Below are 19501 nucleotides of genomic sequence, written 5' to 3'. Positions count from 1 at the left end.
AGGTAGATATAGGCCCATCAACCGACCGAGTTTCTGTTCACCATGCTCCATCTCAGCCTGCGCCAGTGGGAGGTTTTCTGCGCCATTGCCCATAGCGGCAGTACCGTCGCTGCGGCCCAGACCATTGGCCTGTCGCAGTCGGCGGTCAGCGCCGCCCTGCAGCAGCTGGAGGCAGGCCTGGGCGCGCAGCTGTTTGCGCGCAGCGGCAAGCGCCTGGTGCTCAACGACCTGGGCCGCAGCCTGTGGCCGCAGGCACAGGCCTTGCTGGAGCTGGCCTTGCAGCTGGAGCAGGCCACCCAGCACAGCGAGCCCATGGCGCCCGTGGTGCTGCGGGTGGCGGCCAGCACCACCATTGCCAACCATGTGCTGCCGGCCATCCTGGCGGACTTCATGCAGCGCTATGCCCAGGTGCAGTTTGAGGTGGTGATCGGCAATACCCGCGAGGTGGCCGAGGCGGTCGGCGAGGCCAGTGTGGACCTGGGCTTTATCGAAGGGGTGAGCCACTGGCCGGCACTGGAGGTTCAGCCCTGGCGCGAGGATGAGCTGGTGCTGATTGCCGCGCCTGGCCATGCGCTGGTGGCGGCAGCAGGCCACAGCCCTGTCAGCGCGCAGCAGCTGGGCGCCTGCCGCTGGCTGTTGCGTGAGGAGGGGTCGGGCACGCGCGAGGCGGTGGAGTTCAGCGTGCTCTCCCAGTTGCGGGAATGGCCGATTGCGGCGGTGCTGGGCAGCTCGGAGGCGATCTGCACCGCCGTTGCGCGGGGGGCGGGCATCAGTTGCCTGTCGCGGGTGATTGCCCAGCCCTGGATCGACCGGGGCGAGCTGGCCGTGTTGCACAGCCTGTTGCCGCCGATGCGGCGGCAGTTCTCGCTGTTGCAGCGCCAGGGCAAGCAGCGCTCACCGGTATTGCAGGCGCTGGTGCAGGCCTGTGAGGACGCTGCCTGAGCGCTGTTCAACGGACGTGGTGCTTTTCCAGCTTGCGGGCCAGGGTGCGGCGGTGCATGCCCAGGCGGCGTGCGGTTTCGGAGATGTTGAAGCCGGTCTCGGCCAGGGTCTCGTGGATCTTCTCCCACTCCAGTGTCTTGATCGAGGTCGTGGCGGCGGTCAGGTCGACCTCGGTGCTGCCTTCGACCCGGCTGAAGGCCGCTTCGATGTCATCGGTGTTGGACGGTTTGGCCAGGTAGTGGCAGGCGCCGAGCTTGATGGCTTCGACCGCGGTGGCAATGCTGGCGTAGCCGGTGAGCACGACGATCAGCGCATCGGGGTTTTGCGCATGCAGCAGCTGCACGCAGGACAGGCCCGAGGCATGGCCGGCCAGCTTCAGGTCCATCACCGCGTACTGCGGGCGCTCGGTCTGCAGCAGTTGGGCCACCTCGTCAGCGCTGCTGGCATGCAGCACGCGGTAGCCCCGGCGCTCAAAGGAGCGGCGCAGCGTGCGGGCAAAAGCGGCATCGTCTTCAACCAGGAGTAGCAGGCGTTCTTGGGTGGAGGTCATGGTGTGGTTCATCATCCAGGGCAATGGAGGCCAGCGGCAGGCTGATGCGTACAGCTGCACCGCCGCCCAGGTGCTGCTCGCGGTTGCGGGCCTCGACATGGCCGCCCAGCGAGCGGGCCACATTCATCACCAGAAAGAGGCCCAGGCCACCGCCAGGGCGTTGTTTGGTCGACTGGTAGGGCTTGCCCAGATGGGCCAGGATCTCGCTCTTGAAACCCGGGCCGCTGTCGGTCACCTGCAGCACCAGCTGGGCGTCGTCCTGCGCGGGGCATTCCACCACCAGCTGGACAAAATCGGGCGAGGCCTCCAGTGCATTGTCCAGCACATTGAAAATCATCTGTTGCAACGAGGTATCCGAGATGATGGGAACGTCGCGTGCCACCTGCTTGCGGTAGACAAAATTGCCGGGCTGGCGGTGGCTTTGCCACTGCGCCACCACGCGGTCCATGAAGGTGACCAGGGTGGTGGTCTCGGGCGCATCGCCGCGCGTCTCACCGGCCGACAGCAGCACGCCGGTGACGATGGATTTGCAGCGCTGCACCTGGTGCTCCATCTCGTGCAGGTCCTCCATCAGCTCGCCGTCTTGCGCGATCGAGGGCATGCGCTGCCAGTCGCCCAGAATCACCGCCAGGGTCGACAGCGGCGTGCCCAGCTCATGGGCTGCGCCGCTGGCCAGCAGGCCCATGCGCACGATGTGCTCTTCCTCGGCGGCGCGCTGGCGCAGGTCGGCCAGGCGCGTATCGCGCAGCTGCAGGTTGGACATGATGCGGTTGATGAACGAGACCAGCAAGATCGCATTGAGCCCGAAGCTGATCAGCAGCCCCAGCAGGTACAGCGAATGCATCGCGCCGCTGCGGTGGCTCATGATCTGCAGCGGCTGGTAGAAAAAGGCCAGCGCCACCGCGCAGCAGCCGGTGACCACCACAATGCCCCAGGCATAGAAGGGCTTGAGCAGTACCGCCCCCAGCGTGACTTGCAGCAGGAACAACGTGATGAAGGGGTTGTTGGCGCCGCCGCTGAGGTAGAGCTGCAGGCTCAGCGCACCGACATCGGCGAGCAGTGCCACGAACAGATCGCTCGACGAGATATCGTGCTGGCGCCAGCGCAGCCACCAGATGCAGATCAGGTTGGTGATGACCAGCCCGGCCAGCACGGCCAGCATCTCGTACAGCGGCAGGTAGATGTCAAAGCCCCAGCGGACCAGCGAGATGGTGACCACCTGCCCCACCACGGCCAGCCAGCGCAGCTGGATCAGCAGCTGCATGTTCTGGCGGTCGGTGGTGTGGGTGACCTGAAAAGGGGAGGGGATGGACAGTGGCACCGTGCGATTGTGCCGCAGTCGGCAGGCCTTGCGCCTGCCAGTGTTACCAGCGCCGCCAGGCGCCGGTAAGTCTGAGGGTGATTAACGCGCGCGCTTGCGTTTGCGCAGCACCAGCCAGGTCGCGCCTGCCACCATCAGTGCCAGGCCGTACCAGGTCAGCGCATAGACCAGGTGGTTGTTAACAAAGCGCACCTGCGTGAGACCGGCGCGTGGCCATGGCTGGCTTTGCAGGTCGCTGGCGCTGCTGCGCTTTTGCTCGCCCACCAGCTCGGCGCTGCCATCGGGCAGGCCTTCGTCGATGAAGAAGGGGGCCACCTGCGTCAGGCCCTGGGCCTGTGCGATGGCCTGCACATCGCGGGAGAACCAGCGCTGGGCTTGCGGGTCGTTGTTGCGCAGAAAGCCGCCCTTGGGCTCGGTGGCGCGCAGCAGGCCCGTCACGCGGACCTCGCCCGTTGGCGTAGCAGCTGCCAGCTGCGGGCCGCCTGCCCAGTCACGGCGCAAGGTATCGGGCACAAAGCCCCGGTTGACCAGCACCTGGCTGCCATCGGCCTGCTGCAAAGGGGTCAGCACCCAAAAGCCCGAGCCCAGCGCGGTGGCGGCCTGGGTCAGCACGGTCTTGTCGGTCAGCCACTGGCCTTGCAGACTGCTGGGCTGGTATTCCACCGCCTTGGCATCGAGCTGGTTCCAGCTGGCCGGGGCGGGCAGCGCTTGGGGCGCGCTGTGCACCCGGCGCTCGACCCGTTCGATCAGGTCCAGCTTCCACTGCAGGCGGTAGACCTGCCAGGTGCCCAAGGCGATAAAGCCCAAGAACAAGGCGATGCCCACGGTCGCGAGCATCGCCTGAAAAAGTGCGGAATGCCGGGGCAGACCCGGTGCATTCCGTTGCGTTTCGTTGGTCAAAACAGCTTAGTGGTTGGTGTGGCCTTTGCCGGCAGGTTGCTGCGGGTTCACGACCGTGGGGCTGTGGTTGTGGCCCGGCATCATGTTGGTGTTCATGTGGTACATGACCCACAAGGTACCGGCCAGGGTCACGGCCACGAACACGATGGTGAAGATCGTGGACATCAGGGTCCAGCCGCCTTCGACCTTGCCGTTCATGTGCAGGAAATAGATCATGTGCACGATGATCTGCACGACTGCGAAGAAGGCGATCACGACGACGGTGGTAGTGCGGTTTTCGAACACGTCACCCATCACTACGGCAAAGGGGATGGCCGTCAGGATGATCGACAGGAAAAAGCCGATCATGTAGCCCGAGAAGGTGCTGTGCGGGCCATCGTCATGACCGTGGTGGTCGTCATGGCCGTGTGCAGCGTGGTGGTGTTGTGCGCTCATTTACAGCACTCCAATCAGATAAACGAAGGAGAAGACGCCGATCCAGACCACGTCCAAGAAGTGCCAGAACATCGACAGGCACATCAGGCGGCGGTTGTTCTCACGGGTCAGGCCGTGCTTGCCGATTTGCAGCAGCAGCACCACCAGCCACACCAGACCGAAGGTCACGTGCAGACCGTGGGTGCCCACCAGTGCAAAGAAGGCCGACATCGCAGCGCTGCTTTGCGGGCCGGCGCCCACATGGATCAGATGGTGGAACTCATACAGTTCCACGCCCAGGAAGCCCGCACCGAACAGGCCAGTGATGATCAGCCAGACGACGGTGCCCTTGACCGAGCCCTTTTGCTTGGCCAGCATCGCAAAGCCGAAGGTGATGGACGAGAACAGCAGCAATGCCGTGTTGATGGCCACCAGGCTCAGGTCGAACAGCTCGGCACCACCGGCGCCGCCGGCATAGTTGCGGCCCAGCGCGCCGTAGGTGGCGAAGAGGGCTGCAAAGATCAGGCAGTCGCTCATCAGGTAGAGCCAGAAGCCCAGAGCGGTGCCATTTTCAACATGCGGCTCTTCCTTGAGGAAGTAGTCGCGGTTCAGGGCGCCGGGCGCCCCGGCGAGTGTGTTGTGATTAGACATGGCGGGCCAACAGTTGGGTACGTTCTTCTTCGGTGGCTGCTACCTGCGTTGCAGGGATGTAGTAGTCACGCTTGTAGTTGAAGGTGTGGATGATCGAGGCCAACACGATGCCGGCAAAGCTCAGACCCGCCAGCCACCACATGTGCCAGATCATCGCAAAGCCGAAGACCAGGGCGATCATCGAGATCACGAAGCCGGCGCCGGTGTTCTTGGGCATGTGGATTTCCACGAAACCGTCGAGCTTGCGCTTGAAGCCGTGCTTCTTCATGTCCCACCAGGCGTCGCTGTCATGCACCGCTGGCGTGAAGGCGAAGTTGTACTGAGGAGGAGGCGAAGAGGTCGCCCATTCCAGCGTACGGCCGTTCCAGCAGTCACCGGTCACGTCACGCAGCTGGTCGCGCTTGAGGTAGCTGACGAACAACTGGATGAAGAAGCAGGCGATACCCAGAGCGATCAGCACGGCGCCGAACGCAGCGATGATGAACCAGATCTGCAGCGAGGTGTCTTCGTAGTGGTTGACACGGCGGGTCACACCCATCAGGCCCAGCACGTACAGCGGGGTGAAGGCCACCCAGAAACCGACGAACCAGAACCAGAACGAGGCCTTGCCCCAGAACTCGTCGAGGCGGTAGCCGAAGGCCTTGGGGTACCAATAGTTGATACCGGCAAACACGGCAAACACCACGCCACCAATGATCACGTTGTGGAAGTGGGCGATCAGGAACAGCGAGTTGTGCAGCACGAAGTCAGCAGGCGGCACGGCCAGCAGCACACCGGTCATACCACCGATGGTGAAGGTCAGCATGAAGCCCACGGTCCACAGCATGGGCACGGTGAACTTGATGCGGCCACGGTACATCGTGAACAGCCAGTTGAAGATTTTGGCGCCGGTCGGGATCGAGATGATCATCGTCGTGATGCCGAAGAACGAGTTCACGCTGGCACCGGACCCCATCGTGAAGAAGTGGTGCAGCCAGACCAGCCAGGACAGGATGGTGATACAGACGGTCGCATACACCATCGAGGTGTAGCCGAACAGGCGCTTGCGGGAGAAGGTGGCGACGATTTCGGAGAACACGCCGAACGCAGGCAGGATCAGGATGTAGACCTCAGGGTGGCCCCAGATCCAGATCAGGTTCACGTACAGCATGGGGTTGCCGCCCAGCTCGTTGGTGAAGAAGTTGGTGCCGACGTAGCGGTCCAGGGTCATCAGCACCAGCACGGCGGTCAGGATCGGGAACGAGGCCACGATCAGCGCGTTGGTGCACAGCGAGGTCCAGGTGAAGATAGGCATCTTCATCAGGTTCATGCCGGGTGCGCGCATCTTGATGATGGTCACGATCAGGTTGATACCGGACAAGGTCGTCCCGACACCGGCAATCTGCAGCGCCCAGATGTAGTAATCCAGACCGACGCCCGGGTGGTACTCGCCCAGACCCGACAGTGCCAGCCAGCCCAGGGTGGAGAACTCACCGACGAACAGCGAGGCCATCACCAGCACGGCACCGGAGGTGGTCATCCAGAAGCTGAAGTTGTTCAGGAACGGGAAGGCCACGTCACGCGCACCGATTTGCAGCGGCACCAGATAGTTCATCAGGCCGGTCACAAAAGGCATGGCCACGAAGAAGATCATGATCACGCCGTGGGCGGTGAAGATCTGGTCGTAGTGGTGCGGAGGCAGGTAGCCCATCGATTCACCGGCAGCCAGCGCCTGCTGGCCACGCATCATGATCGCATCGGCAAAGCCGCGCAGGAACATGACCAGGCCGAGGATCATGTACATGATCCCGATGTTCTTGTGGTCGATGGAGCAGATCCAGTTCTTCCACAGCGGACCCCAAAGCTTGAACTTGGTGATACCGGCGAAGACGACGAGGCCGCCCAGGACCACGGCAATGAAGGTCCACAACACGATGGGCTCATGCACCATCGGTATGTCATTCCATGTCAGCCGCCCGAGGAGCGGGTCATGGCTTACGTTTGTAGCTACGGACATATTGAGTCTCTTTGAAAATTCTCGATGGGGTTACTGCGCCACGGGGGTGCCAGGCGCCTGCTCGCCCAGGGAGGCGACCACCGCAGGGGCGTTGGCCACCGTGCACACGTCGTCTTCAGGGATCAGCGAAACACTCTTGCCTGCAGCTGCACGGGCCTTGATGTTGGCCATGGCATCCTTGGCCATGATCTCGTCCATGCACATCTTGCCGGCTTCAACGCAGCGGTTGAGCACGGCGTGGTACAGGGTGTTGTCAACGGTGCCGAACAAACGGACCGGATCGCGCTCGCTGGGCTTTTCCAGCTTCACGTATTCAGCGCGGTCCAAGGTAGCGCCTTCTGTCTTGGCCTTTTGCACCCAGGCGTCGAAATCGCCATTGCTCAGGCCATGGAACTTGAAGGTCATACCGGCAAAACCCGAGCCGCTGTAGTGCGAGCTCATGCCCTTGTACACACCGGGCTTGTTGATCACGGCGTTCAGCTGCGTCTGCATCGAAGGCATGGCATAAATCATGCCTGCCAGGTCAGGGACGTAGAAAGCATTCATCGTCGTGGTCGCCGTCAGCTTGAAGCGGATAGGGCGGTCGACAGGTGCAGCCAGCTCGTTGACGGTCGCAATGCCTTGCTCTGGGTAGATGAAGAGCCATTTCCAGTCCATCGCCACCACTTCCACTTCGAGCGGCTTGACGTCGGCGGCCAGAGGGCGGTTGGCGTCAATGCGGTCCAGGGGGCGGTAGGGGTCGAGCTTGTGGGTGTAGATCCAGGTCAGCGCGCCCAGCGCGATGATGATCAACAGCGGTACGGACCAGATCACCAGCTCCAGCACCGTGGAGTGGTGCCATTCGGGATCGTAGTCCGCGGGCTCATTGCTTTCGCGGTATTTGAACGCGAAGAGCAGGATCAGCACGATCACCGGAACGATGATGATCAGCATCAGCAACGTGGCGATGATCACCAGATTGCCGGACTGCGCCGCCACGTCTCCCGCAGGGTTGAGGACAACGGTATTACAGCCTGCAAGGCTGGCGGCAACCAGTAACGCCGCAACGAGCCGTGAAGGCCCGCGAAGTTTTTTGAGATCAGGCATGCGAAAGGGCACGGCAAGCGCGCTTAGGTATAAACATGGATTGCAAAATCCCCCCAAATGTAAATGCTAGAGGCAGGCCTGTCGATTGGACATTTTGTCCTACGCCCTCTCAGAAAGTACCCAGCTAGGCTCCTGGTGAAGGTACGGTCTCAGCAGGCCGGTAACAGCTTGAGGAAGGAGCTTTTGTATGAGTAGTCTCGGTTACACAGCATCTCCTGTCGGCGGCACCCCCGGTGCTGATCCCCATTCCCGTGCCCATTCTGACGAAGATGTAACACCTGGCGAGATCGCGGTCGGCGTTATTATCGGCCGTTCGTCAGAGTACTTTGACTTTTTCGTATTTGGTATAGCGGCCGTCTTGGTCTTTCCAAGCGTTTTCTTCCCCAATTTCTCTCAGCTGAACGGCACTTTGCTGTCGTTTGCGGTCTTTGCAATCGCCTTCATTGCCCGACCGGTGGGCACTGCGATTTCGATGGCCATCCAGCGCCGCTGGGGCCGGGCCGCCAAGATGACCGTGGCTTTGTTCCTGCTCGGTGTCTCCACGGTCGGCATCGCCTTTTTACCCGGGTATGACGTGCTGGGCCGTACGGCCATCTGGCTGCTGGCGCTGTTTCGCTTTGCCCAGGGCCTGGCACTTGGCGGCTCCTGGGACGGGCTGCCATCGCTGCTGGCGATGAATGCCCCCAGCAACCGCCGTGGCTGGTACGCAATGATTGGGCAACTGGGTGCGCCGCTGGGCTTTGTGCTGGCGGCCGGTCTGTTTGCCTACTTGTACAGCGCGCTGTCGAAGGCCGAGTTCCTCAGCTTCGGCTGGCGCTATCCGTTCTATGTCGCCTTTGCGGTGAACGTGGTGGCCTTGTTTGCGCGGCTGCAGCTGGTGCTGGGCCAGACCTACACCCAGGCCATGCAGGAGCGGGAGCTGGAGCCTGTCAGCGTCACCCGCCTGATCGATGAGGAAGGCAGCCACGTGGCCATCGGTGCGTTTGCTGCGCTGGCCAGCTTTGCGCTGTTCCACCTGGTCACGGTCTTTCCGCTGTCCTGGATTTCGCTGTACTCCCAGCAGCCCATCACGCATGTGCTGGGCGTGCAGATACTGGGCGCCTTCTGTGCGGCGCTGGCCATTGTGGCCTCGGGCACGCTGGCAGACCGCTTTGGCCGGCGCAATACCTTGGGTGCGATGGCCGTGTTGATTGCACTGTTCAGCCTGGCCACACCGAAGCTGCTGTCCAGCGGCGTTACTGGTAACAACATCTTCATCATTGTCGGCTTTGTGCTGCTGGGCCTGTCCTATGGCCAGTCCTCGGGCACGGTCACTGCGAACTTCTCCGCCCGTTACCGCTACACCGGCGCCGCGCTGTCCACCGACATGGCCTGGCTGGTGGGTGCGGCGTTTGCACCGCTGGTGGCTCTGGGGCTGTCGGCCAAGTTCGGCCTGATCGCCGTCTGCCTGTACCTGCTGTCGGGTGCCATCTGCACGTTGGCTGCGCTGGGGATCAATCGCGCGCTGGAGTCGCGCGAGAGCGCCGAGTCCGGCGCGTGACCGGTTTTATCAAGGGACTGCCCATTGCGGGCAGCCAGGCCAAGGATTGACCTCGGTGCCTGGACCTTGGTGAAAATAAAGCTGCAGAGCGAAGCTCTTGCAGCTTTTTTTATGGGCGCAGGCCAGCAGCGGCGATCAGCTGCGCACCACCGCAGGCCGGGTGCGGTAGAACTGCATCGGGAACTCCTGCATCTCCTTGGCATGCTGGTTGATCACCGAGCGCTTCATCTTGCCCACCACATGCATCTCGCAGGGCTTGCAGTCAAAGCGCAGGGTCAGCTTTTCCTTGCCATTGATCAGCTGCAGCGGCTCGGCCTTGATGGTGCCCTTGACGCCGATCACACCCTTGGCCTGCTTGGGGCAGAGGCTCATTGAGAAGCGCACGCAGTGCTTGGTGATCATCAGCGAGACTTCGCCTTCCTCTTCCTTGCTCTCGTAGGCCGCGTCGATCACCTTGACGCCATGCTTCACATAGAAGTCATGCGCCTTCTGGTTGAACACGTTGGACAGGTAGGTCAAGGTGTCTTCCGGGAAGGGTACCGGTGGCTCCACCGGCAGCGCGCGCGGCAGGCGCACAAAGCCGGCCTCGCGGGCCGCTTCCAGCGCGGCCACCGCATCGCGGCGCAGCTGGTTCAGCGCCGAAGCCGGAATGAACCAGGGCTGGTCCAGCTGCAGGCTGATGTCATGCACCGAGAAGATCGTTGCGCCAAAACGGCCGAGCTGGTCGCGCAAGGTCGCCTCGGCCCGTTCGCTGTCGGTGGCGGGCTGGTGCGGCTGCACCAGGCTGGCGCTGCCGACAAAGCCGTCCTCGTCGGTCAGGGTCAGTGCAAAGCCGTCTGGGGTCTGGCTGAGCTGGGCCCACAGGCCAATGCGGCGCTCGCTGGATTTCTTGTCCAGCGTGCGCACCCAGGCCATGTCGCGGTTGCGGTTCACTTCCAGGCCCTTGCGCAGGTCCTTGAAGCCGGCGATCGGGTCCTTCGGGAATACGCGCCACAGCGATTTCTTCGCATCCACCGATTCGGCGCGGTTGATCTGCATGCCGACCAGCTCTTTTTGCAGGTCGTAGTAGCACAGGCCATCGCCGTTGTGCAGCACGGTGTCGCGGCTGGAGGCTTCGAGCTCAACAAAGTTCTCGCCCACCTTGGTGACCCAGCCGATCGCACGGCCCGGCGTCTTGGGGGTGTCAAAGGCGCCGATATCGTCCTTGCGGCCATTGACGAAGTAGTCGGTGAACTCGCGGTTGAAGTTCTGGTCCGGGTCGGGCGTGAAGCTGAAGCTGGTGCGCCCCGACGACGAGCGCGCCAGTGGCGCATCCGAGAATTCGCGCTCCTCGATGATCTCGTCGAGCAGCTTGCGGTAGTGGGCGGTGATGTTCTTCACATAGCCCATGTCCTTGTAGCGCCCCTCGATCTTGAAGCTGCGCACACCGGCATCGATCAGCGCGCGCAGGTTGTCGCTCTGGTTGTTGTCCTTCATCGACAGCACATGCTTTTCATGCGCAATGATGCGGCCCTGGGCATCCAGCACCTCATAAGGCAGGCGGCAGGCCTGGTTGCAATCGCCCCGGTTGGCGCTGCGGCCCGTGTGGGCGTGGGTGATATAGCACTGGCCCGAATAGGCCACGCACAAGGCGCCATGGACAAAGAATTCAATCGTCGTGCGCGCCGGGTCGGTCGCGGCACGCACGGCGGCAATCTGTTTCAGATCCAGCTCACGCGCCACCACGATCTGCGACAGGCCGGCATCCTGCAGAAAGCGGGCTTTCTCGGGCGTGCGGATATCGCTCTGGGTGGAGGCATGCAGCTGGATCGGGGGCAGGTCCAGCTCCAGCAGGCCCATGTCCTGGATGATCAGCGCATCGGCGCCGGCCTCATACACCTGCCAGGCCATCTGGCGCGCGCCTTCGAGCTCATCATCGCGCAGGATGGTGTTGAGCGTGATGAAGATGCGGCTGCCAAAGCGGTGCGCGTGGTTGATCAGGCGCTCCAGGTCGCGGATGTCATTGCCCGCCGTGGCGCGTGCGCCAAAGGCCGGACCTCCGATATAGACGGCATCGGCGCCATGGTTGATGGCTTCCATACCAATATCGGCATCACGGGCCGGGGAGAGCAGTTCGAGCTGGTGGGGCAGGAGGGACATAGGGGCCGGATTATCTCAGGTCGCTGCACTATGCCCTCGGCGCTGGGCGATAAGCTGACTGCCGTGCCAGCCCAAGCACCCAGGCAGCCCGGTTCAGCCGCGCGGGCTGAAGGTGCGCGGAAACACCACTGGCGCGCTGCGGTCGGCCAGGCGGTAGCCCATCGCCGGGCGGTTGGAGGGGCCCGCGACATGCCCGGCCTCATGCAGAAACTGCGCCGCCAGCATGCGGGTGCGAAAGCCGCTCTTGTCCACCGGCCGGCCCAGCACCGTCTCGTACACCTGCTGCAGCTGGGGCAGCGTAAAGGGCTCGGGCAGCAAAAAGGCGGGCAGCGAGGTGTACTCCACCTTGCCGCGCAGGCGTTCGACCGCAGCGCGCAGGATCTCGCTGTGGTCAAAGGCGAGTGCCGGCTCGCCGCCGAGCGCATCGACCTCGAACCAGGCCACATCGGCCGCATTGGCGCCCTTGGCCAGGGTCAGCGGCTGCGCAGCAATCAACGCAAAGTAGACATGGGTGGCGGACCAGCCACGTGGGTCCCGGCTGCGGCCGCCCCAGCTGCCCAGTTGCTCCAGGTAGGGGCTGGCGACATTGGTCTTCTCGCGCAGTTTGCGGTGGGCGCAGGCCTGCAGATCGCTGTCCTGCGCCACATCGACAAAGCCACCGGGCAGCGCCCACAGTCCCGGGAACGGCTCCGAGCCGGACGCCGGGCGCTGCACCAGCAAAACCTTCAAGGCCCCGTCCACCACACTGAAGATCACCACATCCACCGTGGTGTAGGGGCGTTCAAAATCAACGGGTTGGATGCTGGCAGCGCTGGAAGCCATAGAAAAACCTTGACGGATGGAAAAGCTAGTTGTATTGTACAACTCATATAAGTTGTTCAATACAACTTAAGGCTTGTAAGCGTGGAGCAGCCCGAAGGCGGGCGCTCCCAAGGATGCATAACTACAACAAAAGAAAGATAGATGATGACTTTTAACCCACCAACCAACGGCATCCAGGCCGGCGAGCAGTCCGCCGCCATGACCCGCCGCAGCAAGCTGCTCAGCCTGGTGCTGCGGCACAGCCCCCAGACCATCGGGCTGCAGCTCGATGATGCAGGTTGGGCGCATACGGACGAACTGCTCGCCTGCCTGGCCCGCAGTGGCAAAGCCATGAGCCTGGCCCAATTGCACGCGGTGGTGGCAAGCTGCGCCAAGCAGCGCTTTGCGTTCAGCGCGGATGGCAAGCGCATCCGGGCCAACCAGGGGCATTCGGTCACCATCGAGCTGCAATTGGCCCCCAGCACCCCACCGGACGCGCTCTACCATGGCACGGCGACCCGCTTTCTCGACGCGATCCTGGCGCAAGGCCTGCAGCGCCAAAAGCGCCACCATGTGCACCTGTCGGCCAGCATCGAGACGGCTGGCGCGGTAGGGCGGCGCCATGGCAAGCTGGCCCTGCTGCGGGTAGATGCGGCAGGCATGGTCGCCGATGGCCATGTGTTCTATTGCTCGGACAATGGCGTCTGGTTGACTGACGCTGTACCCGTGGCCTACCTGCAGAGGCTGGACGCATGAGCAGCCATCGCGTGTTGGCGCTGGATGCTGACGGCGTGCTGCTCGACTACAACCTGGCTTATGCCGGTGCCTGGCAGCGCGCTTTCGGCCGCCGGCCTGCCTTGCGCAACCCCCATGCCTACTGGGCAGCAGACCGCTGGGATGTCGAGCGCCTGAGTGGCGAGGCGCTGCACCGGTTTCGCGCAGGCTTGGATGTGCAGTTCTGGTCCGCCTTGCCTGCCGTACATGGTGCGCTAGAGGCTTGCCAGCAGCTGGTGGCCGGCGGCTTTGAGCTGGTCTGCCTGACTGCCCTTCAGCCCCAGTTTGCCCAGGCAAGGCTTGGCAACCTGCGGGCCCTCGGCTTTCCGATCGAGCGGGTGATCGCTACTGGCAGCGGTGCCACCGCCGGCAGTCCCAAGGCGACAGCGCTCGCCCAGCTGCAGCCGCTGGCCTTTGTGGATGACTATTTACCAAACTTTGCGGGCCTGCCAGACGGTATCCATCGCGCATTGGTGCTGCGCGAACCCGAGGGCAGCCCCAACTGCGGGCCGACATTGCAACAACTGCATTCCACCCATACCAGCCTGGCCGCGTTTGCGCACTGGTGGCTGGCGGAGAGACAAGAGAATTGACATGACATACACCCACCCCATCCAGCGGCCCGCGCTGGCGCGGCGTGCCTATCGCCGGGCCGGGTTCTTCATGGTGGCGCGGGCGCAGCTGCGCAGCGGAGGCCAGTGATGCCGCCTACCTTGGATCGCTTCCAAGGCGCATTGCTGGGCCTGGCCTGTGGCGATGCGGTGGGCACCACGGTCGAGTTTCAGCCGCGCGGCAGCTTTGTGCCGCTGACCGACATGGTGGGCGGGGGCCCGTTCTCGCTGCGGGCGGGGCAGTGGACCGACGACACCTCGATGGCGCTGTGCCTGGCCGAGAGCCTGGTCACCAAGGGCGGCTGCGACCCGGCAGACCAGATGGCGCGCTATGCGAACTGGTACCAGTGGGGCTACTGGAGTTCCACCGGGCATTGCTTTGACATTGGCATGGCCACGCGGGAAGCTTTGCAGCGGTTCTTGCTCACCGGCAATCCACTGGCAGGCAGCACCGACCCGCACAGCGCTGGCAATGGCTCGATCATGCGGCTGGCGCCTGTGGCGCTGCGCTTTTGCGGTGATGCGCAGCGATTGCAGGACCAGGCGGCGCTCAGCTCGCAAACCACCCACGGCGCGGCCGAGTGCGTGGATGCCTGCCGCCTATTGGCCGTAGCGATAGCCCGCGCGCTGCAGGGCCGCTCCAAACACGAGGTGCTGGCGCTGGCGGATCTGCGGCTGGCCAGCCCCCAACTGCAGCAGATTGCGCAGGGCCATTACCTGGCCAAAAACCGGGAGGACATCAGCGGTTCAGGCTATGTGGTGCGCAGCCTGGAGGCGGCGCTGTGGTGCTTTGCCCGGCATGATTGTTTTGAGGACGCGGTGCTGGAGGCAGCAAATCTGGGCGATGACGCCGACACCACGGCGGCCATCACCGGGCAGATAGCGGGCGCCTTCTGGGGCGAGCAGGGCATACCAAGCCACTGGTTGCAGCGCCTGCACCTGGCCGATGACATCCGGGCGCTGGCTGGGCAGCTGTGGCAGGCCAACCAGGGCCTGCCGGCCACGGGCTGCGATGCCGCGCGATAATCAGACCCGCATACGGAATGGAGGGAGGATGCTATGCGGGCTGTATTGGGTTTGGCAGGGTTGCTGGTGGTGATGGCGATGGTCGCGCTGTTGATGAAGCAGAACATGGCCGTGACCAAGGCGCCTGCGCCGGCCGCCGTGGAAGGCGTACCCGTGCCGCAGATCGACACCAGCAAGGATGTGAATGCACAAAGCCGGCAGATCCAGCAGCAGGTACAGGACCAGCTGAACCAGGCGGTGCAGCAGGATGCCCAGCGCCTGAAACAAGCCGAAGAGTGACGGCGATGGCCGGCAGCATCGTCCCCACCGCCACCGGCAGCCAGCTGGCCCACCAGCCTGGCGATGCGCACTGGATGCGCGCTGCGCTGGAGCAGGCGCGCGCTGCGGCTGAGGCGGGTGAAGTGCCGGTGGGCGCCGTGGTGGTGCGTGATGGCCAGATCGTAGGTCGGGGCTTCAACCACCCGATTGGCGCCCATGACCCCAGCGCCCATGCCGAGATCGAGGCCCTGCGCGATGCGGCCCAGCGCCTGGGCAATTACCGGCTTGAGGGCTGCACCTTGTATGTGACCCTGGAGCCCTGCGCCATGTGTGCAGGCGCCATCCTGCATGCGCGCCTGGACCGCGTGGTCTGGGGCGCTGCCGAGCCGCGCACCGGTGCCGGCGGATCGGTGCTGGACCTGTTTGCGCAGGCCGCGCTGAACCACCACACCGCGGTGACCCCGGGGGTGTTGGCGGACGAGGCCGCAGCGCTGCTGACCGCATTTTTTGGCAAACGCCGCGTGCAGCAAAGGCAGCAGGCGCTGGCCAGCCACCCGCTGCGCGACGACGCACTGCGCACCCCCGACACGCTGTTTGCAGCGGCGCTGGATTGCGGCTGCCCCAGCTGCTTCTACAGCGATTGGCCCGCATTGGCGGGCCTGCGCCTGCATGTCAAAGACAGCGCGGGCCAGAACCCCCTGCCAGCCGCCGCAGCCCGGCAATGGCTGCTGTTGCCCGGCATGCCGGCCCATCAAGGGCTTTTTCGTGAATTGGCGGCAGGCCTGGCCGCGCGGGGAGATCGCGTCGTGGCCCCGGATTGGCTGGGCCTGGGACGCAGCGACAAGCCCAAAAAGGACCAGCGCCTGGGCGATGCGCAGCAGCTGGCGATGCTGCAGGACCTCATCGAGCATTTGCATCTGGATGGCGAGCAGGGGCTGGTCGTCGTCGCCCATGGCGATGCCGCGCGCCTGGCCCAGGCCCTGGTGGCGCAGCTGGCGGCACTGGGCCGGCCGGTACAAGGGCTGTGGCTGGTCAACCCGCCCAATGCCGCAGTGCCGAGTGCGGACTACCGGCTCTGGCTGGAGCAGCTGGCGCGCAAGCCGGCGCTGGATATGGCCGCCGCGCTGGGCAGCAGCGCAATCGGTGCCGAGATGGATGCGGACCGCCAGCAATGGGCGGCGCAGTTTCCTGACAAGGGCTACCGCGCCGGCCTGCGTGCCTGGGCGCGTGATGCGTTGGCCGCCCTGGATGCCCCGGCTATGGCGCCGGCCGCATCAGGGCAAGCGCTGCCTGTGCTGGTCAGCCTGGGCGAGCAAGCCCGCTGGTGGCCTGCACCGGTGGACGGACTGGATGCCTGGCTGGCGGATGTCGCTACCAAAGCGGGCGGCACCGGGCCGCTGGCCTGGCAGCGTTGCGCTGGCGGCGACTGGCTGCCCTTGCAAAACAGCGCCGCACTGCTGCAGGCCAGCCGCTTCTTTGACGCCGGTGCGCAGCCCGCAGCACTGGGCTTGGCGGCAGCGGCTTTGCGCTGAGCCTATCTGCTGCACAATAGCCCGCAGCTGTTCCGTTTTCTGACCGACTTTTTTTGCTATGAGCTCCACCCCCAAAAACCAGGCACCGATCACCGGCATCATCCACCACCCCTACACGGTCGATGCGCCCTTTGCAGCGCCGCAGCCCGGCGTGTTCAAGGCTTCGAGCGTGTTCTTCCCGAACGTGGCGGCGATGCGCAACTGGGAGTGGAAGGACAAGAGCGCCTTCACCTATGGCCTGCACGGCACGCCCACCACCTACATCCTGGAAGAGCGCATTGCCACGTTGGAAGGCGGCACCCACTGCGTGCTGGTGCCCAGTGGCCTGGCATCGGTCTCGGTGATCGGGTTGGCGCTGCTCAAGAGCGGTGACCATGTGCTGCTGCCCGACAACGTCTACGGCCCAAGCAAGGGCTTTGCCGAGAGCGAGCTGCAGCGCTATGGCGTCAGTGTCGGCTACTACGACCCGATGCGTGTGGACCACTGCGCCAGCCTGATCCAGGACAACACCCGTCTGGTGTGGCTGGAAGCGGCCGGCTCGGTCAGCATGGAGTTCCCTGATCTGGTGGGCCTCGTGCGCCTGTGCCGGCAAAAAGGCATTGCCACGGCGCTGGACAACACCTGGGGCGCAGGCCTGGCCTTCAACTGCTTTGACCTGGATGGCGATGGCAGCTACCGCCTGGGCGTGGATGTCTCGGCGCATGCGCTCACCAAGTACCCCAGCGGCGGTGGCGATGTGCTGATGGGCTCCATCGTGACCCGTGATGCCGCCGTGCACCGCAAGGTGCAGGCCACGCATATGCACCTGGGCCTGGGCGTGGGGGTGAACGATATCGAAACCGTGCTGCGCAGCCTGCCCAGCATCGCGCTGCGCTACCACGCGCAAGATGCCGCTGCCCGGCAGCTGGCCGCCTTCATGGCCGAGCATCCCGCCGTCGTGCAACTGCTGCACCCGGCGTTTGCTGGATCGCCCGGCCACGCGCATTGGCAGCAGCTGTGCGGCGCTGGTGCGGTGGCCGGCAAGCAGGGCACGGCAGCCGGTCTTTTCAGCGTGGTGATCGATCCGCGCTACGGCCAGAAGCAGATCGACCTGTTCTGCGAAAGCCTGCGTCTGTTCAAGCTGGCCTACAGCTGGGGCGGCCCGGTCAGCCTGGTCGTGCCCTACAAGATCGGCAGCATGCGCGCGCTGGGCGAGTCGCAGTTGCAGCCCGGCATGGTGGTGCGCTTTGCGATCGGGCTGGAGGATGTGAACGACCTGCAGCAGGATTTGGCCCAGGCGCTGCAAAAAGCCTTTGGCTGAACGCAAGGGACCCTCTGCAGAACGCTCTGCCGTGGTCTGAAAGCGGTCTCGGGCGATCCGCGTCCATCCCGCTTGGCGAGGGTCTTGCAGAGAATCCGTGGAGCCAAACCCATGAATGCCGCCCGCATCGCGCTGGCGGCGTTTTTTATTTCATCAGCTTTTGCAGCTCGGGCCAGACATTGGCAAGCAGCTGCGGGTGGGCGCTGGCCAACGGGTGGATGCGGTCGGCCTGGAAGTTCTTCTCGGCGTTGGGCACATCGGCCACGCCGTGCAGCAAGAAGGGCACGACAGCGGTTTTCTTCTCGCGCGCCAAGGTGGTGAAGACCTGGGCAAAGTCCGTGGTGTACTTGGTGCCGTAGTTGGGGGGCACCTGCATGCCCAGCAGCAGCACCTGGGCGCCGGCCTTTTGCGCGCTTTCCACCATCGCTGCCAGGTTGGCCTGGGTGCTGGCCAGCGGCAGGCCGCGCAGCGCATCGTTGGCGCCCAGCTCCAGCACGACGATGCCGGGCTTGTGCTGCGTCAGCAGCTGGCCAAAACGGGCCCGGCCGCCGGCGGTGGTGTCACCGCTGATGCTGGCGTTGTGCACCTGGTAGGCGTTGGCGGTTTTGCTTTTTTCGAGCTTGTCCTGCAGCAGCGCCACCCAGCCCGTTCCGCGTGCGATGCCGTATTCGGCGCTGATCGAGTCGCCCACGACCAAAATTGTGGCAGGCGCCTGTGGTGCAGCCGCCTGTGCTGTAAAACCTATAGCGATGGAGGTCATCATTGCCCCCGTTACGATGCTGCGCAGACACCGGCGTCGTGTGACGGGTGCTCGACCATTGGAGGAAAGATTGGTTGTCATGACAGATGCAGTGCTTTCTCAATCGCAGGCGCCTGAAGCGGTGTTGGTGGCCCAGGGCCTGGGCAAATCGGTCTCGGATTCGACCGGCAGTCTGACCATTCTGCGTGATGTGGACTTTAGCATCGCCCAAGGGGAAACCGTAGCGATTGTCGGTGCATCGGGCTCGGGCAAAAGCACCTTGCTGTCGATCCTGGCGGGCCTGGATACGCCCAGCGTCGGCACGGTGTGCATTGCTGGGCAGGACCTGTTTGCGCTGAGCGAAGATGACCGGGCCGCGCTGCGTGCGCGCACGATGGGCTTTGTGTTTCAGAACTTTCAATTGATGGGCAATTTGACAGCGCTGGAGAACGTGATGCTGCCGCTGGAGCTGGCCGGACAGCGCGATGCCCGCAAGCAGGCGACTGCGATGCTCGAGCGCGTGGGCCTGGGCCAGCGCCTGTCGCACTACCCCAAGCTGCTGTCGGGTGGCGAGCAGCAACGCGTGGCATTGGCGCGCGCCTTTGTGGTGCAGCCTGCCGTGCTGCTGGCCGACGAGCCCACCGGCAGCCTGGACTTTGCCACCGGCGAGGCGGTGATGCAGCTGGTGATGGACCTGAACCGCGAGGCGGGCACGACCTTGGTCATGGTCACGCACGACCGGGCCATTGCCGCCCAGTGCCAGCGCGTCATCACGATCGCCGCCGGCGCGGTCGTGCAGGACAGCCGCATTTAAATTCGTTATCGCTTTTTCCATGCATTTAGGATCCTCTGCAAAACCCTCGCCAAGCGGGATGGACGCGGATCGGGATGAGGCGCAAGGCGTCTTTTGCAGTCAATAGC

Annotated in this window: 19 protein-coding genes; 9 read left to right on the top strand and 10 right to left on the bottom strand. The window is 64.1% G+C overall.

Translation table 11 applies throughout. The annotated features are described in order from the left end of the window. The first annotated feature begins 42 nt into the window (after positions 1 to 42). On the top strand, positions 43 to 942 hold the full coding sequence (locus ACHWUQ_RS18795; RefSeq protein ID WP_394682048.1) for a LysR family transcriptional regulator: 900 nt from the start codon (positions 43 to 45) through the stop codon (positions 940 to 942). Between the two features lie 7 nt (positions 943 to 949). Here the strand turns inward: ACHWUQ_RS18795 and ACHWUQ_RS18790 are convergent, their stop codons facing one another. The 7 genes from ACHWUQ_RS18790 to cyoA form a co-directional block, all read right to left on the bottom strand. Further along, positions 950 to 1492 carry a response regulator transcription factor gene (locus ACHWUQ_RS18790; protein WP_239808726.1) on the bottom strand — a complete coding sequence of 181 codons (543 nt, stop codon included), beginning with the start codon at positions 1490 to 1492 and terminating at the stop codon, positions 950 to 952. Then, entirely contained in the window at positions 1455 to 2813 is a 1359-nt protein-coding gene (locus ACHWUQ_RS18785; protein ID WP_312836121.1) for an ATP-binding protein, read from the bottom strand. The genes ACHWUQ_RS18790 and ACHWUQ_RS18785 overlap by 38 nt, the downstream gene beginning before the upstream one ends. An 81-nt stretch (positions 2814 to 2894) precedes the next feature. Beyond that, positions 2895 to 3650, bottom strand: a complete 756-nt coding sequence (locus ACHWUQ_RS18780) for an SURF1 family protein (RefSeq protein WP_394682063.1) — start codon at positions 3648 to 3650, stop codon at positions 2895 to 2897. A 69-nt stretch (positions 3651 to 3719) separates the two neighbouring features. After that, positions 3720 to 4148: a cytochrome o ubiquinol oxidase subunit IV gene (cyoD, locus tag ACHWUQ_RS18775; RefSeq protein WP_394682047.1), complete on the bottom strand. Its 429-nt coding sequence runs from the start codon at positions 4146 to 4148 to the stop codon at positions 3720 to 3722. After that, on the bottom strand, positions 4149 to 4778 hold the full coding sequence (cyoC, locus tag ACHWUQ_RS18770) for a cytochrome o ubiquinol oxidase subunit III (RefSeq protein WP_312527084.1): 630 nt from the start codon (positions 4776 to 4778) through the stop codon (positions 4149 to 4151). Next, positions 4771 to 6774 (bottom strand): cytochrome o ubiquinol oxidase subunit I, encoded by a 2004-nt coding sequence (gene cyoB / locus ACHWUQ_RS18765; protein ID WP_256460929.1) that lies wholly within the window; start codon positions 6772 to 6774, stop codon positions 4771 to 4773. Before cyoB ends, cyoC begins: the two co-directional genes overlap by 8 nt. Positions 6775 to 6804: 30 nt before the next feature. Continuing rightward, positions 6805 to 7860 (bottom strand): ubiquinol oxidase subunit II, encoded by a 1056-nt coding sequence (cyoA, locus tag ACHWUQ_RS18760; RefSeq protein WP_239808722.1) that lies wholly within the window; start codon positions 7858 to 7860, stop codon positions 6805 to 6807. A gap of 187 nt (positions 7861 to 8047) precedes the next feature. Between cyoA and ACHWUQ_RS18755 the strand changes: the two genes are divergently transcribed. Next, the gene (locus ACHWUQ_RS18755) at positions 8048 to 9400 is read left to right on the top strand and encodes an MFS transporter (protein WP_239808721.1); all 1353 of its coding nucleotides are present in this window, start codon (positions 8048 to 8050) and stop codon (positions 9398 to 9400) included. Positions 9401 to 9535: 135 nt separating this feature from the next. On the opposite strand, the gene ACHWUQ_RS18750 is transcribed toward ACHWUQ_RS18755, so the two are convergent. Continuing rightward, the gene (locus tag ACHWUQ_RS18750; RefSeq protein ID WP_369459855.1) at positions 9536 to 11539 is read right to left on the bottom strand and encodes a U32 family peptidase; all 2004 of its coding nucleotides are present in this window, start codon (positions 11537 to 11539) and stop codon (positions 9536 to 9538) included. Positions 11540 to 11632: 93 nt separating this feature from the next. Then, a complete protein-coding gene (locus ACHWUQ_RS18745; RefSeq protein ID WP_394682046.1) occupies positions 11633 to 12361 on the bottom strand; it encodes an NUDIX domain-containing protein in 729 nt (242 codons plus the stop codon). Positions 12362 to 12505: 144 nt separating this feature from the next. Between ACHWUQ_RS18745 and ACHWUQ_RS18740 the strand changes: the two genes are divergently transcribed. The 6 genes from ACHWUQ_RS18740 (at position 12506) to ACHWUQ_RS18715 (ending at position 17841) form a co-directional block, all read left to right on the top strand. Then, positions 12506 to 13096, top strand: a complete 591-nt coding sequence (locus ACHWUQ_RS18740) for an RNA 2'-phosphotransferase (RefSeq protein ID WP_394682045.1) — start codon at positions 12506 to 12508, stop codon at positions 13094 to 13096. Beyond that, positions 13093 to 13707, top strand: coding sequence for an HAD family hydrolase (locus ACHWUQ_RS18735; protein WP_394682044.1), 615 nt, complete (start codon positions 13093 to 13095; stop codon positions 13705 to 13707). Before ACHWUQ_RS18740 ends, ACHWUQ_RS18735 begins: the two co-directional genes overlap by 4 nt. A gap of 108 nt (positions 13708 to 13815) precedes the next feature. Beyond that, entirely contained in the window at positions 13816 to 14751 is a 936-nt protein-coding gene (locus ACHWUQ_RS18730; RefSeq protein WP_394682043.1) for an ADP-ribosylglycohydrolase family protein, read from the top strand. Positions 14752 to 14784: 33 nt separating this feature from the next. Continuing rightward, complete coding sequence (locus ACHWUQ_RS18725; RefSeq protein WP_394682042.1) at positions 14785 to 15030, top strand: hypothetical protein; 246 nt, start codon at positions 14785 to 14787, stop codon at positions 15028 to 15030. Between the two features lie 5 nt (positions 15031 to 15035). Further along, positions 15036 to 16541, top strand: coding sequence for a tRNA adenosine(34) deaminase TadA (gene tadA / locus ACHWUQ_RS18720; RefSeq protein WP_394682041.1), 1506 nt, complete (start codon positions 15036 to 15038; stop codon positions 16539 to 16541). Positions 16542 to 16599: 58 nt separating this feature from the next. Next, on the top strand, positions 16600 to 17841 hold the full coding sequence (locus ACHWUQ_RS18715) for a PLP-dependent transferase (protein WP_312835950.1): 1242 nt from the start codon (positions 16600 to 16602) through the stop codon (positions 17839 to 17841). 145 nt (positions 17842 to 17986) lie between these two features. On the opposite strand, the gene ACHWUQ_RS18710 is transcribed toward ACHWUQ_RS18715, so the two are convergent. After that, on the bottom strand, positions 17987 to 18601 hold the full coding sequence (locus ACHWUQ_RS18710) for an arylesterase (RefSeq protein ID WP_394682040.1): 615 nt from the start codon (positions 18599 to 18601) through the stop codon (positions 17987 to 17989). A gap of 79 nt (positions 18602 to 18680) precedes the next feature. Here ACHWUQ_RS18710 and ACHWUQ_RS18705 point away from each other — a divergent pair, with 79 nt between their 5' ends. After that, positions 18681 to 19394 (top strand): ABC transporter ATP-binding protein, encoded by a 714-nt coding sequence (locus tag ACHWUQ_RS18705; RefSeq protein WP_312835949.1) that lies wholly within the window; start codon positions 18681 to 18683, stop codon positions 19392 to 19394. The last annotated feature ends 107 nt before the right edge of the window (positions 19395 to 19501 follow it).

The organism is uncultured Comamonas sp., assembly GCF_964277875.1.
Lineage (GTDB): Bacteria > Pseudomonadota > Gammaproteobacteria > Burkholderiales > Burkholderiaceae_C > Comamonas > Comamonas sediminis.
Note: the sequence above shows the minus strand (reverse complement) of the source record. Positions and strands in the feature narration are given on the sequence as shown.